General features: G+C 33.4%; 26 protein-coding genes. 1 reads left to right on the forward strand and 25 read right to left on the reverse strand.

Features of this window, described 5'->3' with window-relative positions:
• Positions 1-2: 2 nt before the first annotated feature.
• From MHI02_RS11430 to MHI02_RS11550, 25 genes are all read right to left on the reverse strand, one after another.
• Positions 3-800: a heptaprenyl diphosphate synthase component 1 gene (locus tag MHI02_RS11430; RefSeq protein ID WP_052771696.1), complete on the reverse strand. Its 798-nt coding sequence runs from the start codon at positions 798-800 to the stop codon at positions 3-5.
• Between the two features lie 107 nt (positions 801-907).
• Entirely contained in the window at positions 908-1135 is a 228-nt protein-coding gene (mtrB, locus tag MHI02_RS11435) for a trp RNA-binding attenuation protein MtrB (RefSeq protein ID WP_047185014.1), read from the reverse strand.
• Positions 1136-1337: 202 nt separating this feature from the next.
• Positions 1338-1610 (reverse strand): HU family DNA-binding protein, encoded by a 273-nt coding sequence (locus MHI02_RS11440; RefSeq protein ID WP_047185013.1) that lies wholly within the window; start codon positions 1608-1610, stop codon positions 1338-1340.
• Positions 1611-1972: 362 nt separating this feature from the next.
• Positions 1973-3451: a stage IV sporulation protein A gene (gene spoIVA / locus MHI02_RS11445; protein ID WP_047185012.1), complete on the reverse strand. Its 1479-nt coding sequence runs from the start codon at positions 3449-3451 to the stop codon at positions 1973-1975.
• A gap of 184 nt (positions 3452-3635) precedes the next feature.
• A complete protein-coding gene (locus MHI02_RS11450; protein WP_244986889.1) occupies positions 3636-4358 on the reverse strand; it encodes a hypothetical protein in 723 nt (240 codons plus the stop codon).
• Between the two features lie 23 nt (positions 4359-4381).
• Positions 4382-4579, reverse strand: a complete 198-nt coding sequence (locus tag MHI02_RS11455) for a DUF2768 domain-containing protein (protein WP_047185011.1) — start codon at positions 4577-4579, stop codon at positions 4382-4384.
• 294 nt (positions 4580-4873) lie between these two features.
• Positions 4874-5134: a stage VI sporulation protein F gene (locus MHI02_RS11460; protein WP_047185010.1), complete on the reverse strand. Its 261-nt coding sequence runs from the start codon at positions 5132-5134 to the stop codon at positions 4874-4876.
• A 60-nt stretch (positions 5135-5194) separates the two neighbouring features.
• Positions 5195-6232 carry an NAD(P)H-dependent glycerol-3-phosphate dehydrogenase gene (locus MHI02_RS11465; protein ID WP_047185009.1) on the reverse strand — a complete coding sequence of 346 codons (1038 nt, stop codon included), beginning with the start codon at positions 6230-6232 and terminating at the stop codon, positions 5195-5197.
• An 11-nt stretch (positions 6233-6243) separates the two neighbouring features.
• Positions 6244-7554 (reverse strand): ribosome biogenesis GTPase Der, encoded by a 1311-nt coding sequence (der, locus tag MHI02_RS11470; protein ID WP_047185008.1) that lies wholly within the window; start codon positions 7552-7554, stop codon positions 6244-6246.
• A 120-nt stretch (positions 7555-7674) separates the two neighbouring features.
• On the reverse strand, positions 7675-7860 hold the full coding sequence (locus tag MHI02_RS11475) for a capping complex subunit for YIEGIA (RefSeq protein ID WP_047185007.1): 186 nt from the start codon (positions 7858-7860) through the stop codon (positions 7675-7677).
• Positions 7850-8752, reverse strand: coding sequence for a YIEGIA family protein (locus MHI02_RS11480; protein ID WP_341165925.1), 903 nt, complete (start codon positions 8750-8752; stop codon positions 7850-7852). Before MHI02_RS11480 ends, MHI02_RS11475 begins: the two co-directional genes overlap by 11 nt.
• Entirely contained in the window at positions 8749-9351 is a 603-nt protein-coding gene (locus tag MHI02_RS11485; protein ID WP_047185005.1) for a YphA family membrane protein, read from the reverse strand. The genes MHI02_RS11480 and MHI02_RS11485 overlap by 4 nt, the downstream gene beginning before the upstream one ends.
• A 139-nt stretch (positions 9352-9490) precedes the next feature.
• Positions 9491-10624, reverse strand: a complete 1134-nt coding sequence (gene rpsA / locus MHI02_RS11490; RefSeq protein WP_047185004.1) for a 30S ribosomal protein S1 — start codon at positions 10622-10624, stop codon at positions 9491-9493.
• Between the two features lie 144 nt (positions 10625-10768).
• A complete protein-coding gene (locus MHI02_RS11495) occupies positions 10769-11371 on the reverse strand; it encodes a lysophospholipid acyltransferase family protein (RefSeq protein ID WP_047185003.1) in 603 nt (200 codons plus the stop codon).
• A 21-nt stretch (positions 11372-11392) separates the two neighbouring features.
• Positions 11393-12073: a (d)CMP kinase gene (cmk, locus tag MHI02_RS11500; protein WP_047185120.1), complete on the reverse strand. Its 681-nt coding sequence runs from the start codon at positions 12071-12073 to the stop codon at positions 11393-11395.
• Positions 12074-12428: 355 nt separating this feature from the next.
• Positions 12429-13772, reverse strand: coding sequence for a germination protein YpeB (gene ypeB / locus MHI02_RS11505; protein WP_047185002.1), 1344 nt, complete (start codon positions 13770-13772; stop codon positions 12429-12431).
• A 14-nt stretch (positions 13773-13786) separates the two neighbouring features.
• Positions 13787-14653, reverse strand: a complete 867-nt coding sequence (gene sleB / locus MHI02_RS11510; protein WP_047185001.1) for a spore cortex-lytic enzyme — start codon at positions 14651-14653, stop codon at positions 13787-13789.
• Positions 14654-14803: 150 nt separating this feature from the next.
• On the reverse strand, positions 14804-15451 hold the full coding sequence (gene prsW, locus MHI02_RS11515; RefSeq protein ID WP_047185000.1) for a glutamic-type intramembrane protease PrsW: 648 nt from the start codon (positions 15449-15451) through the stop codon (positions 14804-14806).
• A gap of 137 nt (positions 15452-15588) precedes the next feature.
• Positions 15589-16569 carry a YpdA family putative bacillithiol disulfide reductase gene (locus tag MHI02_RS11520; protein ID WP_084824059.1) on the reverse strand — a complete coding sequence of 327 codons (981 nt, stop codon included), beginning with the start codon at positions 16567-16569 and terminating at the stop codon, positions 15589-15591.
• A gap of 80 nt (positions 16570-16649) precedes the next feature.
• Positions 16650-17927, reverse strand: coding sequence for a Glu/Leu/Phe/Val family dehydrogenase (locus tag MHI02_RS11525; protein WP_047184998.1), 1278 nt, complete (start codon positions 17925-17927; stop codon positions 16650-16652).
• Positions 17928-18200: 273 nt separating this feature from the next.
• A complete protein-coding gene (locus MHI02_RS11530) occupies positions 18201-19124 on the reverse strand; it encodes a D-alanine--D-alanine ligase (protein WP_047184997.1) in 924 nt (307 codons plus the stop codon).
• Positions 19125-19162: 38 nt separating this feature from the next.
• Positions 19163-19741 carry a genetic competence negative regulator gene (locus tag MHI02_RS11535; RefSeq protein WP_047184996.1) on the reverse strand — a complete coding sequence of 193 codons (579 nt, stop codon included), beginning with the start codon at positions 19739-19741 and terminating at the stop codon, positions 19163-19165.
• Between the two features lie 288 nt (positions 19742-20029).
• Positions 20030-20284: a hypothetical protein gene (locus MHI02_RS11540; protein ID WP_047184995.1), complete on the reverse strand. Its 255-nt coding sequence runs from the start codon at positions 20282-20284 to the stop codon at positions 20030-20032.
• A gap of 57 nt (positions 20285-20341) precedes the next feature.
• Positions 20342-21871, reverse strand: coding sequence for a RecQ family ATP-dependent DNA helicase (locus MHI02_RS11545; RefSeq protein ID WP_047184994.1), 1530 nt, complete (start codon positions 21869-21871; stop codon positions 20342-20344).
• Complete coding sequence (locus MHI02_RS11550) at positions 21872-22933, reverse strand: helix-turn-helix domain-containing protein (RefSeq protein ID WP_341165926.1); 1062 nt, start codon at positions 22931-22933, stop codon at positions 21872-21874.
• Between the two features lie 226 nt (positions 22934-23159).
• Between MHI02_RS11550 and MHI02_RS11555 the strand changes: the two genes are divergently transcribed.
• A complete protein-coding gene (locus MHI02_RS11555; RefSeq protein WP_047184992.1) occupies positions 23160-23411 on the forward strand; it encodes a ferredoxin in 252 nt (83 codons plus the stop codon).
• Positions 23412-23495: the final 84 nt, after the last annotated feature.

The following is a 23495-nucleotide window of genomic DNA, read 5'->3' on the forward strand; positions in this document are numbered from 1 at the left end:
ATTTATCCCTCTTCCACAATGGAGGTTTTATAGTTTAACAACTTTGAGTTTATTTGTTTATCTATATAAGTCACTATTTCCTTATCATGAAGATTATCTCTGAAGTCCACTGATAACTGCTGCTTAAGAGTTAAGATTTTTTCCTCAATCAATAATTTCAGTTGATGGAGGAATGAAGGATTACTATCTACAAATTTGCTGATAAAGACAGAATGTTCATTATTATTAAACATATTTCTTTCATGAATTAATCTTTTAATTAGTAACCATTCATTAGCTAAATCATTTAAAGATGAGTCATTAAAATACTTAGCAACGTAAGAAAGCAGTAGAGTATCTATTTTTTTTATAATCGAAACACTTTTTTCTAAAAGGTTATCATCTAGATAATATAGGTTCATCTTGTTCTCATTGATTTCTTTAATGGCAATAGATAAGGTCTGAATAAAATCAAACTGGTCTATTTGTGCAAGTAAATAATAATACTGACCACTATAAAAATCACCAGCTAGGACACGTAATTGATTAGCCTCTTTTTCTTCTTGGTTCATATCATGATAAAAAGCTACTGGAACATGTTCATGGGTATCTAACGCAATCTGAACTAACATAGTAGTTATAATGAATTGTGTCTTTTCGATAAAGGATAGGGTTGATTGCCTATTGATAAGTGTTGAGATAAACATCAATTTATCTTCATCAATAGTGGGGTTCCCTATTATCTGTTTTATGTATGAATGATTTAATTTATCTTTTAATTGTTTCTTTATAAATTCAATATCTATGCCAGATGTAGTCAAAAAAATCACCTAAAGCCTTTCTAGCCACTCTTTAACTGCTCTAGTCATTATAGCATAATTCTTATATGAACCAAATGGTTGTTTTTCTATAATGTAAATTGACAAACTTATTCAGATTCCATTTCACCATTACTAGTTTGGATTAGCGCTTTACCTCTAACTTTTACAGCTGATGTATGTTCCGTAAACTGAGCAATCATCACTTCACCTTTATCTAGTTTTTCGGAATGGTGAAAGCGAGTATCTGTTCCTCTAGTTAATCCAATTACATTCACGCCATCTTCCAATGCTTTTATGACAAAAAAGTCGGAATTATATTTCGTATTATTATCCATAGGAATCCTCCTAAATCTTTATTTATTCTACCATTTTATATTGAAACCATCCTTAATTATAACAAAAACTTATTATGTAATAGGTTACCAAACTTGCAAGATTCCATAGGTACAGTAAGAAGGTTTTATACTTTTATACTTTCTTACTCAAAGAAAAAGGATACGTTAAATAACGTATCCTTTTTATCTTGCCCGTATGTATTTATTTAACTACATCTTTTAGGGCTTTACCTGGTTTAAATGCCGGAACCTTGCTTGCAGGGATTTCGATTTCTTCACCAGTTTGTGGATTACGACCTTTACGTGCAGAACGTTCACGTACTTCAAAATTTCCAAATCCAATTAATTGAACTTTTTCACCATTTTTAAGTGAATCCATGACCGCTTCAAAAACCGCATCTACAGCTTTAGTTGCATCTTTTTTAGAAAGCTCGCTTTTTTCAGCAACTGCATTAATTAAGTCTGTTTTATTCATGACATTCACCTCCTCCCAAAAACTTACAAATAAAATCAGAACAAAATAACTATTTAAAATCATTTGTTCACTATTTTGTCCATTTTTATACGTCTGATCATCAAAGAGAATTGATGACAAGGCTTATAATAACTGAGATTACCATAAAATTCAACAATTAGTGCCTATTTCCTTAAATATTTTTTATCAGGAATCCTTTTTTCAATGAAAGAACTAACCATTTTGAATTTAAACCGATTGATCATCTCAAGTATTATTATAGGCAAATCTTACTAATGATACAAATACGACATCTATATAGGAATTCCTTTTAAATTTTTGAAAAATTTTTAAAAAGTAAAAAGCAGCTTTTAATAAAGCTGCTATAAAATAATCGCTATTAAACTACCTGTTCCTTCGTTAATAATTCTTTCCAATGTATCTTTTAATTTATACCTTGCATTTTCTGGCATTAATGAGATCTTTCCTTGTATTCCTTCCCTTACTATGGAACTTAGTGATCTTCCAAAAATATCAGACTCCCAGATCGATAATGGATCTTCTTCAAAGTCTTGCATTAAATACCTAACCAGTTCCTCGCTCTGTTTCTCTGTTCCAATAATTGGGGCAAATTCTGATTCCACTTCCACTTTAATCATATGGATAGATGGTGCTACTGCCTTTAATCTAACACCAAATCTTGACCCTTGCCTTATGATTTCAGGTTCATCTAATATCATATCTTCCAAACTTGGTGCAGCAATTCCATAGCCTGTTTGTTTTACCATTTGTAAAGCACCTGCTACTTGATCATATTCCCTTTTCGCATGTGCAAAATCCTGCATTAATTCTAATAAATGATCTTTTCCTCTAATCTCTTCCCCTACAATTTCTTTCAGCACTTCATCATATAAGTGATCTGGAGCATGAAGATCAATTTCAGCTACCCCTTCTCCCATTTCCATACCAGCTAAACTAGCTTTTTCAATATAATCATACTCATCAAAGTTTCCAACGATGAAATCCACATCTCTTAATCTCTTAATATCTTTTACTGTATTTTGAATTGCTTCTTGATAATTTTCTCTTAGCCAATGATTTTCTTTAAGAACCATTACCCAACTAGGTAAGTTTACGTTTACCTCTAATACAGGAAACTCAAACAATGCTTCACGCAATATACTATTTACATCATGTTCGGACATGGATTCCACGTTTATAGCTAAAACAGGGATATCATATTCCTCTGTTAGTTGATTACGAAGAAGTTCCGTTTCTTGGCTAGATGGTCTTGCAGAGTTAATAACTAAAATAAATGGTTTACCCACTTCTTTCAATTCTTCTACGATTCTAGCTTCGGCATCTATATAATCAGCACGTGGAATTTCACCAATCGTTCCATCTGTCGTTACAACTACACCAATCGTAGAATGTTCTTGAATTACTTTACGTGTTCCAATTTCTGCAGCATCATGAAAAGGAATTGGCTCTTCATACCATGGTGTGTTGATCATTCTAGGACCATCTTCATCCTCAAATCCTTTGGCACTTTCCACCGCATATCCAACACAGTCTACCAAACGAATATTTACGTCCAATCCTTCATCCACATTGACTGAAACCGCCTGATTTGGAATGAATTTTGGCTCTGTCGTCATAATAGTTTTCCCTGCAGCACTTTGTGGTAATTCGTCGTGTGCTCTTTCTCTCTCTCCTTCATCCTCAATATTCGGTAAAACAACTAATTCCATAAATCGCTTTATAAAAGTTGATTTACCAGTTCGAACTGCCCCAACTATACCTAAATAAATATCCCCATTTGTCCGTTTTGAAATATCTTTAAAAATATCAATCTTTTCCAAAAGATCCCCTCCCGATCTTGTATCCTTGAATTTCAGATAAACTACGAATAATGACATTAAAAGTCTATGATGTTGTCCTATCAAAATATGACTTAACTTATTAATAAAGGAGAAAAAATAATATATTAAAAACAAATAAACCCTTGCAACAATATATGTTACAAGGGAAAAAATATGTTAAATATTAATTAATTAAAAATACGGGTTCATCATTTTTAATAGTATACGGTAATGAATACGCTGGGAGAAATGGTGTATTTTCCGCTAATATATAACGGATATCGTCCCCTTCTTTATAATTATGCTCGTACTTTTGTAATGCATGATTTAAATCTATACGATAATCCACATATAACTTTCCATTTACATCCATTACAATTGGTAGTTGTTCCTTTGAATATGGACTTTCCACAGTTGGTGTGGATTCTAGGCCAATTTTTTTATAATCTATAGAATAAACATCACCAGCTATTACTTCCCCAAATGGAGGATAAAGATGTTCATCACGATATGTATTGATTCGGATATTGATGGAACGGATTGTTTCTGTCATTGTTAGATCAATTAATTTCACCCTTGGTTGATCATCCGGTGTAATCAGGGCATATTGATATTTCCCGCCATTTTCAAATGCATTACCAGGAATTTCTGAAATAAAACCTCTTTCTTTTAATAGATTAAAATCAATCAAGTATTTTTGGAAAATCGGGGTATCGCTTTCTTTTGTTCGTATTGGTACTAAACCATCCGTTGCTTCACGGTAATCATCTACTGCTTGTTGGATACGTTCCAATTGATCCTCATAGGCTTCCTGATTTTTAGACTTTTCACTTTCCGGATAGAGACAGCCACTTAAAATAGAAATAGAAATTAACAAAACAAACATTAGTTTAAAGGTGTATTTCAATTATACCTCCTCCTTCTCCACGACTATGCGGTCGGACCACTTAAAACAATATAAATGATAATAAAGGCGCCTAAAATTAAACTGATATAAGCAAATAATGATACGATTCTAGCTATCCAACCTTTTAATTTGTATCGGCTAAGAAAAATAAGTCCCATAGCCAAAAATAATAAAAGCATCCCAACAAAGGATATATACATTTTAAGCATCGAAATCGACAATTTTTTCACTCCCAAAAATTTATATGCAAATCGTATTATACCATACGTGTTCAATTTCTAAGTATTAAAAAAGCAATTTTAACGAAGCGAAACTTATTCAGTGGGCATTTACTTCCACTTTCTCCTATAGAATGTTCATTCTTTATGAAAAAAACAATAAAAACCGAGATGAAGGGGGCTTTCTTCACCTCGGTGTTGACTAAATAAATTCCATGCAAGCTCTATCTTTGAATGCTTGTGCGGTTTATTTTATGCATGTAAACGAATTAATGTATCCTCACTTGCCCAGTATTGTTACTTTTTAAATAAATTATTTAAAGATTGTGCGTCTTTGGGTATTTTATTGTTAGTGATAGCTTGAACAATATGGTCTTCTTTCTCCTTTGATAATGGTTTATTAGCCATTTTCGCTAGATGACGTACCAGATTACGTACCGTTTTCTCGTCTTGAAAATTTGCATTTTTTACAGAGTCTGCTACCTTTAAAATATCTTGTGGATTTATATTTGAGTTTTGCTGTATTTTGTCAAACATTCCTTTTTGGAAATTATTCACAATTCCTTCCTCCTTGCATTTTTAGTTCAAAATAGTATATGCAAGGAGTTTCATTACGTGTTATTTTGAATAACGTTCGTATAATAAATGAGCAATATCATCCATTTCTTCTCGTTTAGAACGAGTCATTAATTGCTCCACTATTTCTTTAGGTTCTTTATGATTATAGAGAACATCATATATTCCTGTTGTAATCGGCATTTCAACATTCTCTTCCTTAGCAAATCGATACGCAGCCTTTACTGTTCTAACACCTTCTACAACCATACCCATTTGCTCGAGGACGTCATTTAAAGGTTGTCCCTTCCCTAATAAATTACCTGCACGCCAATTCCTACTATGTACGCTTGTACACGTTACAATTAAATCTCCTACACCAGAAAGTCCTAGAAAACTTAATGGATTTGCACCTAGTTTTGTTCCCAGTCTTGCTATTTCAGCTAAACCTCTTGTAATTAAGGCAGCTTTAGCATTGTCACCATAACCTAACCCATCTGAAATTCCTGCACCTAATGCAATAATATTTTTCAATGATCCCCCTAGTTCAACACCTAAAACATCTGTACTTGTGTAAACTCTGAAAGCATCATTGGTAAAAATATCTTGCGCAATTTTTGCATATTCTTCGTTCAAGGATGCTACGGTTACAGTTGTAGGATGTCTTAAAGCCACGTCTTCCGCATGGCTCGGACCGGATAATACCACGATATCGTCGTAGTTATAATGTTCTAACTCTTCATCAATCATCTGTGATACTCTTTTTAGACTACCTGGTTCAATCCCTTTAGAAGCATGAATAATTGGCACTGGTCGATTGAGAATTTTATTAAGCTCTTTCGAAACTTCTCTTATCGCTTTTGTTGGAACAACCATTACTATTGCCTTTACATCCTCGACAGCCTTTTCTATACTTGAAAACGCAACAATATTTTCTGGAAGGGGTACATGAAGATAACGTTCATTTTTATGATGCTTATTAATTTCTTCCATTTGTTCTTTTTTATAAGTCCATAAATTTACATGATAATTATTATCTGATAGTACAATGCTTAAAGCTGTACCCCAACTTCCAGCACCTAGAACTGCAATTTTATCCAATTGTCTTCCCCCTAACCACGTCTACGCGCAAAAATCTTTATAGGAGTGCCTTCAAATCCAAATGCATCCCTAATTTTATTTTCCAAAAATCTTTTATATGAAAAGTGCATTAATTCAGGATCGTTTACAAATATAACAAAACTTGGCGGTTTAACAGCTACTTGAGTAGCATATAAAACTTTTAACCTTCTTCCTTTAACTGTCGGAGTAGGATTCATAGCTAATGCATCCATAATAACATCATTTAATACGTTTGTTGGAATACGTTTGGAATGGTTTTCACTTACTAATTGAATCATTGGCATTAACGTGTGCAATCGTTTTTTTGTTTTTGCAGATAAAAAGACGATTGGGGCATAATCCAAGAATTGAAAATGTGCCCTTATTTTTATTTCAAATTCTTTCATTGCCTTTTCATTAGATTCAATCGTATCCCATTTGTTTACGACAATTACAATTGCTCTGCCAGCTTCATGGGCATAACCAGCAATCTTTTTATCTTGCTCCCTTATTCCTGTCTCCGCGTCAATTAATACTAAAACGACATCTGAGCGATCTATCGCTTTCAAAGCTCTTAATACGCTATATTTTTCAGTGGATTCATATACTTTACCACGTTTTCTCATCCCAGCTGTATCCGTTATAACATAGTTTTGACCATCTCTTTGTAGATGTGTATCTATTGCATCCCTGGTCGTACCTTCTATATCACTAACGATCACTCGATTTTCATTTAAAATGGCATTAACAAGAGAAGATTTACCAACATTTGGTCTTCCAATTAAACTGAAGTAAATCGTATCTTCTTCTTTTTCATCCTCTTCCGTTTTAGGAAAATGACTAACAACTTCATCTAATAAATCTCCTAAACCTAACCCGTGAGCACCTGAAATCGGATATGGTTCTCCAAAACCAAGTGAATAATATTCATACACCGTTGCTCGCATTTCCGGATTATCCATTTTATTAACACCTAACACAATAGGTTTATTAGATTTAAACAGCATTTTTGCTACTTCTTCATCAGCAGCAGTTATCCCCTCTTTTCCATTCACTATAAAAATAATAACATCCGCTTCATCGATTGCTATTTCAGCCTGCTGTCGCATCTGTATCAGTAATGGTTCATCTCCAATTTCGATACCACCAGTATCAATTAAATTGAATTTTTGGTTTAGCCATTCTGCTTCAGAGTATATTCGATCCCTTGTAACTCCGGGCGTATCCTCTACGATAGAAATTCTTTCTCCAACCAGTCTATTAAAAATAGTTGATTTCCCAACGTTTGGTCTTCCTACTATTGCTACTACAGATTTCCTCATAAAAAGAGTTCCTTTCTCTTTTACATTCTTAAAACAAAAGGCTCTCGCTTGTTGCGAAGCCTTAATATATTCTAGCAAAAATAGAATTTATTAACAATTATAATATGGTAATATCGTTAATTAATGTTTAACAACAATATATAATTCATCACTTAATCCGTGAACGATACCATCTGTAATTGCTTCAATATTGGCCGCAACATTTTCTAACTCATCTTTCGTTTTACATATAAAAATGGGTGCCCCACCAGATACCTTAGATGGATCTAATGTAATGATAGCTAATATTGCTTTTTCAATCATCATTTGCAGGAACCTCCTTATTATGAGCTTTTGAATTAGAAGGCATTCTTATAGCATTTTCTAAAACAGGGACCTTTCCGATAATTTCGATGGCCTTATCAACATCTCTAACTTGAGGTAGTAGAAAGACACCCAATCTACCATCATCTAAATCCCGTTTAATGATTGGTGTAAGTGCTGGCGTTCCTGAATCACGAAATACACCTAAAGCAATGGACACATCATGTAAAATAGCTTGTCTTTGTCCTAAATTGGATATCGTAGTAATGGTGTTCATGTTTTTAGGGGTTAACACAAATCCCATGCCATATTTCATTATTTGTTCTTGTCTTTCCGGTAAACCAATATTCATAACATAAATATTATCTACATATAAGCCGGCCCCATCAAAATGCAGATCCTTATATTCAATATCTACAACTTCTTTTAAGACACTTCCACTCATTAAAATTTTGGCTAGAATGTAGCATATGATAGCGGCTATTATAGCAATGATTAGATTTGTCAATATATATACAAAAGTCGCTATAAATGAGGTAATCATAACAAGATAATTTCTACTTTCAAAAGATATAGCAATTCCTTCAATATACGTCTTTCCTCTTGATACTAATTCAAATTCGTCTACCTCATTTAATGTATTTCTTTCCATGTTACGTACTTCTCTAAATTGTGTTGCCGCAACAGTTAAAATGGTAACCGCAGTATAGTCTTTTGATAGAAGAGCTGGTATAATTAATGATCCCAATGCCGCTGCGATAAATCCTAAAGATATATGAATCGTTTTACCATGAAGATAGGTTGGATATTGTCTATAATCTGTCCTTAGCATTATTATTCTTAGTAAAGTACCTATTAAAATCCCAAATAGTATAGGATAAGTAAATTCGCTCATTTTGCCACCTCTAACTTTGTTAATAATTTTGTAATGAGTGTTGTAACTTTAACTTTCCCTTTATGTAGTATGTCTAAAACAGACAATATTAAAAGGGTACATATTAAAGTATCTAAAAATGCCTTTTCTCCTACTACTTCCTGAAACCCGTAACTGGATAAAATAAAACTATAAATCATTTCTCCAGTAAGCATTCCGAATAGGCAAATACTTATCCGACCTACAAAGTTATGACAAAGTACATATACAAAACAACTAATGATAATAGAAATTAGAATTTCTCTAGGTAAAATAACCCAAATTGGTGAAATCTTTTCCCAAAGCAGTAATGCGGAATAACAGATGGTTATTGTAAATGCTGAAAGTAAATGGTAGAATGTTTTTGTTTGTTTGGACATTAATATAATACTTCCAATAAAAAGTGTAAAAATAGCTAACGAAAACATAAAAGGACCAATATAGAAATATAAAGAAGAACTTATAATCGTCAATAAAATCCAATAAGCTAAAATGGTACGTCTGGATGATTTTTTCATAAGAAATGTAACAATGATCCAAAGTAACCAACTAGCCCAAAAAAATAAAATACCTTCTTCCACTTTTTACCTTTCACCTCCTATTATTACGCATTATTACTGGATTACGTTAAATTTATACAATTTCAAAAATTGTTTTTCTGTCCCCCCTAAATAAAAATAATGAAAAAGGCTTTTTCCTAGTGGAAAAAGCCTTTTTCATTTACTTCTTATACTTATTCAGTTTATCGCCAATTAAATCACCGAGATGAATACCGAATTCTTCTTCTTCTTTTTCATATTGTTTGTACTCTTGTTCTGCTTGCTCCTGTTCAAGTTCTTTAATACTTAATGAAATACGTTTTTCACTTTCATTAATGTCAAGAACTTTTACGTTAACTTTTTGGCCAACTTCTAGAACCTCTTGGGGAGTACCAATGTGACGATTAGCAATTTGAGAAATATGAACCAGACCTTCTACACCTGGTAAAACTTCTACAAAAGCTCCGAAGTTTACAAGCCTTTTTACTGTTCCTTCTAAAGTGTCTCCACTTGAAATACGTTCTTCAATATTCGTCCATGGTCCAGGTAATGTATTTTTATGGGAAAGTGAAATACGTTCGTTATCACGGTCAATAGATAAAATTTCAACTTTAATTTTATCTCCTTCCGAAACAATGTCAGAAGCTTTTTCAACATGCTCATGAGCAAGCTGAGAAATGTGTACTAATCCATCAATACCGCCAAGATCAACAAAAACACCAAAGTTAGTGATTCTTTGAACCGTTCCTTCTACTACTTGTCCAGGTTCAAGGGATTGAAGTAATACAACCTTTTTCTCATTTTCTTCAGCTTCCACAACAGCTCGGTGAGATAAAATAATACGACTCTTTTCTTTATCTAAATCTACAATTTTTACTGTTAATTTTTTACCTTTATAATCCGTGAAATCGTCAACATAGAAAGTTTCTACAAGTGAAGCGGGAATAAATCCACGAACTCCTACATCTGCTACTAGGCCGCCTTTTACAACCTCTTTTACTTCTGTTTCGAATACTTCACCTTTTTCGTATTTCTCAACTAAATCATTCCAAGCAAGCTCTGAGTCTACAGCTCTTTTAGATAGGATTACCTCATCATCTTCCACTTTTTTAACTTTAAGTGTTAGCTCATCTCCTTCTTTAACAACATCATTAGTTGACTCTACATGAAGATTAGATAACTCACTTATTGGAAGGATGCCTTCAGTCTTGTAACCAATATCTACAAGAACTTGTTTCTCTTCTAATCTAACTACCTTACCTGTAATGGTGTCATCTACATGCAATTCTAGTAATTCTTTATTTTCTTCACCCATATCCATAACCTCCTATTGCAATTAGAAAACTTGGCAATTGCCTAAGTTGCATTAATGCAGGCGGGAAAAGATTTTTATACTCTCCCACCTATTAATAAATCTAATTAAAACCTTTTCTTTCTATATAACTTCTAATAATTGTAATTATTTGTCAAGTGAAGATACTTGATTTTCATGATTTTCTTTTAACTTTCTTATTTCATCCATAATCGCTTCTGCTACTTCTTTTGCAGATTTTTTATTTGTTCGATAATATTCCATATCCATAGGTTCTCCGTATATTACTGTTAATTTTTGAAACTTCTTATAAGGGCCGATAATTGCACATGGTATAACTTGTGCGTCAGATCTTAAAGCAAAGAAACCTACACCGGCTAATGGTTTGCCAATTTCTCCAGTCTTACTACGTGTACCCTCAGGAAATAATCCAACTGAATTGCCATCTTTTAATAATTCTAGACCTTTTCTTAACGCATTTCTATCAGCTAAACCACGTTTTACAGGAAATGCATTAATACCAGTTAACAATTTCCCAAACAAGAAATTCTCAAATAATTCTCCTTTTGCCATAAAATGAATTTTTCTTGGAGACGTGATTCCGACAACTGGGGGATCTAAATTCGATATATGGTTTGAGCAAATAATTACGGGGCCTGTTGATGGAATATTTTCTTTACCAATAATTTTAATACGGTATAAAGGAAATAAGATCATTGCCACTATTTTTTTAGCAATTGTATAAAGCATATATTCTCTCCCTTTACTAAACTAAACTTCTTTCAAATAGCTAGAAACTACATTTAATATTTCTTGTACAACTTCATCGATTGTTAAAGAAGTCGTATCAACTTCCACTGCATCATCTGCCTTAATTAAAGGAGATACTTCACGATTCATATCCATTTCATCGCGTTTTTTAATATCTTCTTTAAGTTCTTCCAAATCAGTAAAAATTCCACGACGTTTATTTTCTTCATACCTGCGCATTGCTCTTTCTTCTACGCTTGCAATTAAAAATATTTTTACTTCTGCATCTGGTAAGACGTGAGTACCTATATCTCTTCCATCCATCACTACACCACGATTTTCAGCAAGTTTCTGTTGTCTAAGAACCATTTGCTCGCGAACCGTGGGGATTTTAGCAATATAAGAAACATAATTTGTTACTTCTTGGTTGCGAATTTCTTCTGTTACATCCTCCCCATCAAGTAGAACGATTTGTCTATTTTCTTTTTGGTTTAATTCAATAATCGTATGTAATAAAAGTTCTTCTATTTTTGATTCATTTTTTAAATCTAATTGTTGTTTTAAAGCTTTTAAAGTTAATGCACGATACATGGCACCAGTATCAATATAGATATAGGATAGCTTTTCAGCAACTATTTTTGCCACTGTACTTTTCCCAGCAGCTGCGGGGCCATCTATTGCGACAGCAATTCTTTTTTCAATCATGTTATTTTTTATTCATTCCTCTCATTCCATCCTGGTAAATATTTGAAACTTATTCAGTGGTAGTTGAATTGACTTCCACCTTCCACTGATTGCAAGTTGAACTTGCAGTTTATGATTAACATTCCTAACTAGAATAATAACATACATTGAAAAAAATGGTCTATTTATTAAAAGATATTATTGCATTTCTTTTTTATCTGGAAATGGTACAACTAAAGCTGGTATTTTGGCTTCTTTTACTTCAGGGAGTATGTAAGAGCCTATCTTTATGTAGATATTAAAAAGGGAAAGGTTTTAAACCTATCCCTTAGTTAATCACGTCTTAACTGACTGTAAGCCCACTGAGTGGATTTCAATTTATAGCATAATTCATTTCACTTCCACCAAGTTTTTCAACTTTTTCTTCTTTTCCATCTAAAGCATTGATAAATATTCGATACGTATCATCACCGTTTACACCTAAAAATTCATAAGCTAAAACTTCTTCTCCCAAATCATTGTCGATAATAGCCAAAAATTCCTCTTGTATATTTACATTTGGATTCACCATTTCTTTTGCTTCTGTATTTGATATTTTCGGCTTAGGTATTTTTCTCTCTCTATGGTTTTTCATATAATTTTGTGAAGTTAATCCTAATATTTCACCATTATCTAATGCTACTTTAACTTCAATAGTATCAGAATAAACTCTTACACCGTCCTGACTATATAAGTAAGTAAATGATCCTATATTATCATATTGACTACTTTGAAATAAAACCATATCTTCAAAGCCTAATTGCTTCATATACTTTGTAGCATTTTCCATACCCTCATTTAAACTTATTTTCTTTTTATCAACTGGTCTATTTTTTAATAAGGTGATTGGATTACCGCCTTGTTTAGTAATGTCTACAAAACCACGTTGGTCTCCGTTAACATAAGTAGCCGTATATACCGGTACATCTGCTCCTTTTCCAGTTTCAGATAGGTTAATTTTCGATGGATCTTTAACTTTTAGAATATCCTTACTAATTTTTAACGCTTCATTCTCGCTTATTTTCTTACTTCCTTCTAAATATTTATACTCATGATCCTTTGTTGAAGTTCCCATAATAGACGGCTCCGCATTTGCCTCTGAAAATCCTTCAACTTTTTTTTCTACCGTTTTTAAGCCGTCTATTACGGTATTATCCCCTTTGTCTCCCTCGGTTGCTAACGCTACTTGGACGTCCATCCAACGTAAGTTTTCCTCTAATGCTATGTGCTGAACTTTTCTTAATTCCTGTTCTATTTCTGCAGATTGGTTATATAACTGTTTTAACTTTTCTGTTTCCTCATCTGTTAAGGGAGAATCATCTAAGTTTCTTACTGCTGTTTGATAAGTAAAGTCACCTACTTGTGATAGGAATTCCTCTGTTTTATTAAAAGGTAATAGCGCTAAAGGGAGTTGACCCACATCCGAGGAAGCTTCAGATGTTATTCTCCAAATGTCTACCATTTGTGGGGATAATCGCTTATCTGAATTCATCGCAAGTGCTGTACCAATCTGATCATGTAATAAATCAATATGGTAAGCGAGATTATGGAAGGCCCTCTGATAGTTATTTTCCGCTTGGATCAGAATAGCATTCTTCTCTTGGTGTTCCTGATAACCCCAAAAAGCTGTACCTAAAACAACTACGGCCAATAAGGCTATCAATATCCATCTTTTCATTAATATTCACCATCCTATTTACAGAATATATGTTTTCCAATTTGTTTAATTTGCGGTCTAGACCAAATCCAAGCTGATGTAGCTGTGTCAGGATTAAAATAATAAATAGCATTACCAGTTGGATCCCATCCATTAATAGCATCCAAAACTGCCTTCCTTGCTGTTTCATTAGGTGTAAGCCATATTTGACCATCTGCGACTGCAGTAAATGCTCTTGGTTCAAAAATAACGCCAGCTATTGTATTAGGGAAAGTTGGACTATCCAAGCGATTTAAAATAACGGAAGCCACCGCCACTTGTCCTTCATACGGTTCTCCCCTCGCTTCTCCATACACCGCATTCGCCATTAATTGAATATCATTTTGTGAAAATCCTTGGGGCACATTTACAGCAGTCACATTTGCCCCCCCACCTGTAGTTTGTCCTTGTTGATTATTACTCGGTGCTTGTTGCTTTGCCCCACCCTGATTATTGGATTTTGGTGGACTTGATTGTTTATTTTTGCCTGTACCACCATAATGAGTAAATTTATTTCCGCTCTCTATTTGTTGTTTGACATATGCCTTATCATATTCCGTAACCTGCGCCAGTTTATTTTTTGTTGTTTGTCCGGCTAGGCCATCTATTTTCATACCAAATTCATATTGGAAATTTCTTAATGCCCAGTATGTTCTCCAACCAAAGACCCCATCAATTTTGCCATTGTAAAACCCTATATATTGTAATCTTGCTTGTAATTCAATAACATCATCACCGACAGCCCCTTGTTGTATAACCTGTGAACTAAACGCGTGTACTGTTTTTGATTCATTCGATGCTTCAACTACTACAAACAAGGTGCATATAACTATAAATAATAGACTTGTTCGCTTATAAATCATTGCTTTGCCTCCTGATACGAAGTTTTGTACAACTATTTTTTGATAAACCCTCTATTTTATACACCAATAGTAAATTCTCTAATTATGATGACTTCCTAAACAACAAAAAGAACCTGATGTATAAAAACATCAGGCTCCTTTTGTTGTTTTTTATAGAAATGTTACTTGATTTGCTACTTTGATGCGGTGTAAAGCAATTAACCAAAGAATAATCATAAACGGAATAAGATAATAAGTCCAATGGCTTGATATACCAATTAAGATGTAATTGTATACACCGTGCAGTAAAAAAGGAAATAGAAATGCAAAAATACGGTTCCAATTAGTATGACAATCTATTACTTTTGCCTTACCAAAATAGTAACCCATTATCACGCCAAAAAGAGCATGTGATGACACAGGGAAGAAGGCTCTCAAAAAGGCATATTCTATCCCATTCGTTAGCAAATAAAGAATATTCTCTAATGAAGCAAAACCCAAACTGATAGCCACTGCATATACAATCCCATCATAATGGTCGTCGAATTCTTCATGATGATAAATCATATATATAAATAAGAACCATTTGGAAAATTCCTCTAATAATGCAACAAAGAAAAAAGACTGTATAAAGTGACTATTTGTCAAATTTTCCGCATTTAATGCATATTGAATAAACATAATCGGAAAAACTAATAATGCCCCAGAAATAAACATTTTAATAATTAGTGAAATTGGTTCAGTAAACCGATCTTTTAAATATATAAATGACATTATCGCAAAGGCTGGAGCTAGACCAGCCGATAATAACCCAACCATTTATCTAAACCTCTTTTCGATTCACTACTATTATCCTACCATGAGGCTTCTTTTAAGGAAATACTAAATATAAAAATCGTTCGAAGTAATCATTTGTGATCCCAGCACCAATAAAAAATAGCAGGAAAAAATTCCTGCTATTTTTTATTAATGATGGATTCAGCAATACCTTGTCCATGAAAGCGTCCATTTTCAATAAATATTTCATTGTTGTTAAAACCACTTGCTACAACTCCCGCAATATATACCCCTGGCACATTTGTTTCATAGGTTATTTCATTATAATCTGGTTTTCCAGTATTCTTGTCTACATGCACTCCTATATTTTCTAGAAAAGAAACATTAGGTTGGTAACCTGTCATAGCGAAAACAAAATCATTTTTAATGGTATGCTCTTGACCATTCACAGAATAGGAAACTGCATCATTTGTTATTTCCGTTACTTGAGAGTTAAATACCATCTTAACATGTCCATTACGTACCAATGAGTCAAATTCAGGTAAAATCCATGGTTTTACACTTGTTGAATATTCACTTCCTCGATAGATCACCGTTACCCTTGCACCAGCTTTATGTAACTCTAACGTGGCATCAACGGCAGAGTTTTTGCCACCAATTACAACTATATCTTTATCAAAATAAGGATGTGCTTCTTTAAAATAATGCATTACTTTAGGGAGATTCTCCCCAGGAACATGCATATAATTAGGTTGATCATAATACCCAGTAGCAACCACTACATGATTGGCTTTATAAATTCTTTCTTCTCCATCCATTGTCTCCGTTTCAACTACAAACGAATGATTTCCATTTCGTGTGATTTTCTGGACATTTTCAAATGAATGAATTCTCAAGTTTTTTCTTAGCGCAACTTCTCTATAGTATGCTAGAGCTTGATTTCTAACTGGTTTTTTATTCTCTGTAATAAATGGGACGCCACCAATTTCTAACTTTTCACTTGAACTAAAGAAAGTTTGGTGAGTTGGAAATTGATAAATTGTATTTACAATATTTTCTTTTTCGATAATAAGTGGATTCATACCCGCATTTTGTAATTCAATCGCACATGACATACCACAGGGTCCTCCACCTACTATAATGACCTCCTCGTGATGCAATTACTTCACTTCCTTTGTAAAAATTAAAAAACTCTTACCCTATTATATATGATAAGAGTTTTTTCGTCTTTATTCTTGGATTATACCCAGCCTCTAAATCTAGATGCTTCAGCCATTTTTCTAACACCGACCATATACGCTGATAAACGCATATCTACTCTTCTTGTTTTAGCTGTATTATAAATCGTATTGAATGATTTTATCATAATTTCATTAAGTTTTTGATCAATTTCTTGTTCGGACCAATAATAGCCTTGGTTATTTTGAACCCATTCAAAATAAGATACGGTGACACCGCCGGCCGATGCTAGCACATCAGGCACGAGTAAAATTCCTCTGTCCGTTAAAATCTTTGTCGCTTCCATTGTTGTTGGTCCATTTGCTGCTTCTACAACAATACTTGCTTTAATATTATTAGCATTTTCTTTTGTAATTTGATTTTCAACTGCTGCAGGTACTAGAATATCACATTCTTGCTCTAATAATTCTTTGTTTGTAATCGTATTATTAAATAACTTTGTAACTGTACCAAAACTATCTCGTCTATCAAGCAAATAATCGATATCTAGACCTTTTGGATCATAAAGCGCCCCATAGGCATCTGATATACCAACAACTTTTGCCCCGGAGTCATGTAGAAACTTAGAAAGATAACTACCTGCATTACCAAAACCCTGAACAATTACTCTAGCGTCTTTAACATTTAACCCTTTTTTATTAGCTGCTTCCTTAAGAACGATTGTGACTCCTTTTGCAGTTGCCGTCTCTCTTCCGTGAGATCCACCCAAAACAATAGGTTTTCCAGTTATGAATCCAGGGCTATTAAACTCATCAATACGACTATATTCATCCATCATCCACGCCATAATTTGTGAGTTCGTAAATACATCCGGAGCAGGAATATCCTTCGTAGGTCCGACAATTTGACTAACCGCTCGTACATATCCACGACTAAGTCCTTCTAATTCGCGGAAAGACATTTCTCTTGGATCACAAACAATTCCACCTTTAGCCCCACCATATGGAAGATCAACAATTCCAGCTTTTAAACTCATCCATATAGCAAGTGCCTTAATTTCATTTTCCGTTACTTTTGGATGAAACCTTATTCCACCTTTTGTTGGTCCTACAGCATCATTATGTTGAGCCCGATAACCAGTAAAAACTTTGACATTTCCATCATCCATCCTAACTGGTATTCGAACAGTCATCATCCTTAATGGCTCTTTGAGTAGCGAATAAACTTCCTCCGGGTAACCTAATTTTTCTAATGCAGTTTTGATCACCGTACGTGTAGACGATAAAACATCCATGTTTTCTTGATTTGAATTAGAGTCTGCTGGTTGTTCGGCTACCATGCATTTACCTCCTACATTATGCACCATAGTAATTTGCAAACATTCTATTTAATGACTAGTATACACGTTCACCATAAATATGCAATTAAAGAAGTTGTTCAAAAAGTCCGGTAAAAATAACATGCCACTAAAAGGAGGAAGCGTGCTTTTAGTCTGCCTTCCTTTAAAGAAGTTCGTTAGCGATGGCGGGACTTCTACTAAGGGACGCCCACGTCTATGGGCAACGTAGAAGTCCTTTTCATCCTCCTTTTTGAACATACAATTAAAGTAAAATTATATGGATAACTTAACAAATTGCTCAACCATATCTTCATACGATATACCGACCGCTTTTGCCGAATCAGGGAAAAGACTTGTTGGAGTCATTCCAGGTAATGTATTTACCTCTAAAATAACTGGTACATTCTTTTCGGATAAAATAAAGTCAACTCTTGAATATGTTTCACAACCTAGTGCTTGATGAGCCCTGACAGCAAATGCTTGAATTTGCTTCGTTAATTGTTCATCTATTTTTGCAGGTACAATATGTTCACTGCCACCATGTGCATACTTCGATTCATAATCATAATAAGAATTTTTAGGAATAATTTCAATAATAGGAAGTGCTTTTTCATTACCTGGGGAACCCATCACGGGAACTGTTAATTCTTTTCCTTTAATGAAATCTTCTACTAAAATGGTATTATCACTATTAAATGCCTTATTAACAGCATCATAAATTTCCTTTTCATCATTGATGATGGATAATCCTAAGGTTGAACCTTCTTGATTTGGTTTTATTACAAATGGTATCTGAAAGGTCTCCTTGATATTAGTAACTATACTATCCGTACCTTGTTTATCTAATAACGTATATGTTTCACTTTTTGCAACTGGAATTTGGTTCATATCGAAAATCTGTTTAGCTTTTGCTTTATCCATCGCTAGAGCCGAAGCTAAGACTCCTGAACCAACGTATGGAATTTTTAACATTTCTAATAAACTTTGAATTCTACCGTCTTCTCCAAGTTTCCCATGTAAACCTATAAAGACTAAGTCAACTTTTAATTGAATGATTTCCTCCAGATGTTCCGGGTCAAAATCAATTCCAATTACTTCATGACCTTTTGCTTTTAATGCATTGATAATCCCTTTCCCGGATGAGAGAGAAACTTCCCTTTCCCCAGAAATCCCGCCGTAAAGAACAGCAATTTTCATACTACGCACTCCTCTAACTACACGCTTTCAAACTATTATTAATAAAATACATCTAAAATTTGTTGAACAGCATTATTTTTATATATTTTTTTACCGTATTCATTTAATCTATAGGAAGTTACAATACTTGGAGCTGCATACTCAGATAATATTGCAATGATATCTTCCCTTGTCTCCAATGATACATCATCTTCCGTAAAGAGCATATAATAACGATCGTTCATATAATAAACCTGGCCACCAGTAATAGATTTAAAGGATAAATAAGAAGCTGATCGTATTATATCTTCAAATTCGGAAAAGGAAAATATAATTTCATTACTTTCATCTAAAGTAACCTTCATTTCAATATAATCATCATCCCAATCCATCTCTTCTATTTCCTGTGTTACGATAACATGCATACCTTGAGCTTGCATTAAATGAACTTGTACAAGCAGCATTCCTTCTAATTCAAATCCAATCTCTGAACTAGCCTCGTACATTACATCACTGAATAAACTTCGGACACTTGATGCATCTTTCCATAAATCTTTTGTCGTAAAACCTCGTTCCACTAGATCATCGAAATGTAGGAATATAGAAAATTGATCATCAGACAAACGTTCCACCCGCATACCAGTATCCTCCTTTTTTAGGCAGATAAGAAAGTATAAAAATCCAATCTTTCCATTCTGCATAGGTGCAACTAAGGCCATTCACCAGCCTAATAGCAATACCAAGTTTTCTAATAAATCCATTATTTACATTATTATATGCATATTGATTTATAATTGAACTTTTTCCAAGTAAGATTTCTTTCTCATTTTAGAGCTCCTTCCGATTCCAGGCAATAAAGAAGACTTCCATCAGTGGGGATTTACTACCCTTTCACCAAATCTTAGATGGACTAATCTGCCAGCTAGTTAACCTATGATAAAATAATACACAGCAACTATAATGGTCGCAAATATAATGACAGTAATAAACCTAATAAATGGCTTATCAAATTTAAAATGGGTTCTACCTTTATTCGTATGTATTTCCTTTCTAGGCGGTAAATTTAATACATCTATTTTCGCTTTTTGAGGGTCTTCTTCTTTTGATTCTTTTTCATTTTCTATACCATCTAGTAAATTTCTAAGCTCTGATGCTTGATCTTCTTTTATTTTCACACTCATGTACACTACACCTCACCATTAAAGCGATTCATAATGAAAATTGGTTAACTTTTTCCGCTATATATCTAGTAACAGAAGTTTTTTTAGTTTATTCTCCCAGTTTAACCCCAAATTACTTTCGATTTCCTGTTGTTCTGGGGTCCATTCTGACCATGTAAATCCGCAGTTACTGCAACATTGAAACTCGGCTCCACTATGTGTCGGTTGAAAACCTTGATATAAAGTATCTCTTAAACACCTATCTTCGTGAATCCATTTTATGATTTCAGTAAGTTTACTTATCTTTAGTTTAACACGGCTGTTTATAACATGGAATATAGATTGATAAATGTCTTCCCAAGTTTTATTATAATCCATAATTTTGTTGTCATGGATCAAATGATGCTTCTCTAACTGATATCGCAAAAATCTCCATTGAGTTTCGTTAAGGTTGAAAAGGTTTTGGATTTGTACATCATCTTTTGGTAAATCCATATCTTGTAAAGTTAGATCACGCAAATATCCGAATACATTGGATAAATCTTTTGCATCGGGTAATTCACTTTTTATCAAATGATTAGGTAGTAACATATCACTTTTAGAAAAAAGTAATAAGCTAACACTTGATTTTCCATCCCGCCCGGCTCTTCCAACTTCCTGAATAAATGATTCGAGTTGCAACGGTATATGGTAATGAATGATTAGTCTAATATTACCTTTATTTATTCCCATGCCAAAAGCACTTGTACAACAAACGATATCTAATTGATTATTCATAAATTGTTGCTGGATCATAACTCGATCCATTGGTTCCATCCCGGCATGGTAAAAGCCAACCCGCCTGCCTTGTAACTTCTCAGAAAGGAATCTTGTAAAACTTTCTGCTGTTAATCTACTTGAAAAATATATTAACGTAGGTATATTATACTTTTTTAATAGTTGGATAATCATGTCATTTTTTTCTTGATCATTTTCCACTTCTTCTATACAAAAAGCAATATTGGGCTTGTCCATAGGATATATATGTTTTATCATTTCCGGCTTATTCAAAGAAGTCATAATATCCGCTTGAACCTCAGGTGTGGCTGTACCACTTAATGCTAACGTGGGTGGGTTTCCTAATTTTTCAATAATGGAATTTAACTTTAAATAATCAGGTCTAAATTCATACCCCCACTGTGAAATGCAATGGGCTTCATCAATCACAAAGAGAGAAACTTTTACACGTTGTAATAAATGGATTATAAAATCTTGACTTAGAAGTTCTGGTGAAATAAAAAGAAGTTTATAGGTATGGATATTTCTATAAATTTCTCTTCTTTCTTCAAAATTCATGAAACTATTGATTGCAATTACTTTTTTGAAATGATTTGCTTTCATTTCTTTTACCTGATCCATCATTAAAGAAATTAAAGGAGAAACAACAATCGTTAATCCGTCCATCATGATGGCTGGAAGCTGATAACATATCGATTTTCCTGAACCAGTAGGTAAAATTCCTAGCACATCATTCCCGTTAAGAACATCTTGGATAATTTCCTTTTGTCCAGTTCGAAAAGTAGAAAAGCGGAAATGTTTTTGTAATTCTCGTTCCAATTCTAGTTCCAATTAATTTCCTCCTTGTCTATTATGTTTGTTCTGTATAGCCAAAACTAACCGGATTTGAAAATAGTTAATTTGATCATCAACTAATTTTTTAATATCTTTTAAGCGATGAGAATTCGCTTTTTTTAATGCAGAGAGGATTTCATTTTGTTCATTTTTATTTACATATCGATCAATTGAAAACTGATGATCATACAAAGCAATCTCTACTAAATGATCTTGGATTGTATTTAGTTTTAAATGTCTTACATTTGCAATTTGCTCGATGGTTAAACCTTTTAAAAAATATTTATATGTTTCACTAGCCGAATTCGTAATTTGGGATAAAGATGATTTCTTATCAACCATAGTTGAGAGAATTGGGAATTTCGTAGAATCGACTTCCAAATCACCTAATATACGATGAATAATACTAATAAGGATTAGGTGTATATCATCCACCGTCATGTTATATTCCTTTGACAATTGAAATAAACTCATCCCATAAGACTGATAACCTGTCAGTCGATCAACAAAAATATTCGCTTCCTTTTCCAAAAGTTGGGATAAACAAAGTTTTAATTCACTGTATATCTTGTATAATATCACTGATTCAGAACCTTTCACCCGTCTGTATGCATGTTTTACCCATAATTCTATTTCCGGATTATTCACGACCGGAATAAAGGAGTAGAAATTCATCTTACTATTCGTTAAGGTTTGGATGAGCAACAATAGTCGTCCCATAAAAATATCTGCTTTATCAAAATATAATAATCCTTTAAAAGACAAGGGAAAGGCTTGATTGTTTTTCCATTCTAAACCTTTATGAGAAATATGATATAATGCTTCCTGTTCGTCTACCATTTCTAATAAATCATCTTTCACTAATTCATGAATTTTCTTATCATAATACCCTTTTGAAATACTTTTATAGACGCCATAATATGAACCTAATGAATATAAATGCGCATCCTGTACTGTTTGAATCGATCTTTTTCCTTTTAATAAGTGATATATACTAGAAGAGCTACGTTCGGCTTTGATGTTTTGAAAACAATGTAGTATTATCTGCTCAAATATCAACCTGAGAAACTCCTTTCCCTTAATATGTTCATAAAGAAGACTTCTATCAGGGGGCCTTCCCCCGCTGATAGTTAGTCGCACTTATCGCACCTTTATGGGCAGTTAATCTCCCACCTATCTTCTTTGTTTCTCCAGTGGCTTAAGGTGGGATAAAAAGTATGATTGAATAATATGTTATTTAATTTTACAATAAAATTAGTTGGTTTGGCTTTTTAGGAGGATTATAATGTCGATATTTACTATAGTACATCAAGAAACTTGTATCGCTTGCGGAGCATGTGGAGCGGCAGCACCAGAAGTATTTGATTATGATGATGAGGGTATTTCGTACGTTATAATCGATGACAATAAAGGTACAAAATGTGTTCCCAATCAATATGTGGACGATGTGTTAGACGCATATGAAGGTTGTCCAACAGATTCTATTAAAATATCTAAAAAAACATTTGATGGTAATCCATTAAAATATGGAGAATGAATAAATACATCTTTATTATATGATAATCCAATGAAAATACCAGCTTGAAATCAAGTTGGTATTTTTTTCAGGTAATAAAGATTT

Origin of the sequence: Oceanobacillus sp. FSL K6-0118, assembly GCF_038006665.1 — a bacterium.
Classification (GTDB): domain Bacteria; phylum Bacillota; class Bacilli; order Bacillales; family Amphibacillaceae; genus Oceanobacillus; species Oceanobacillus caeni.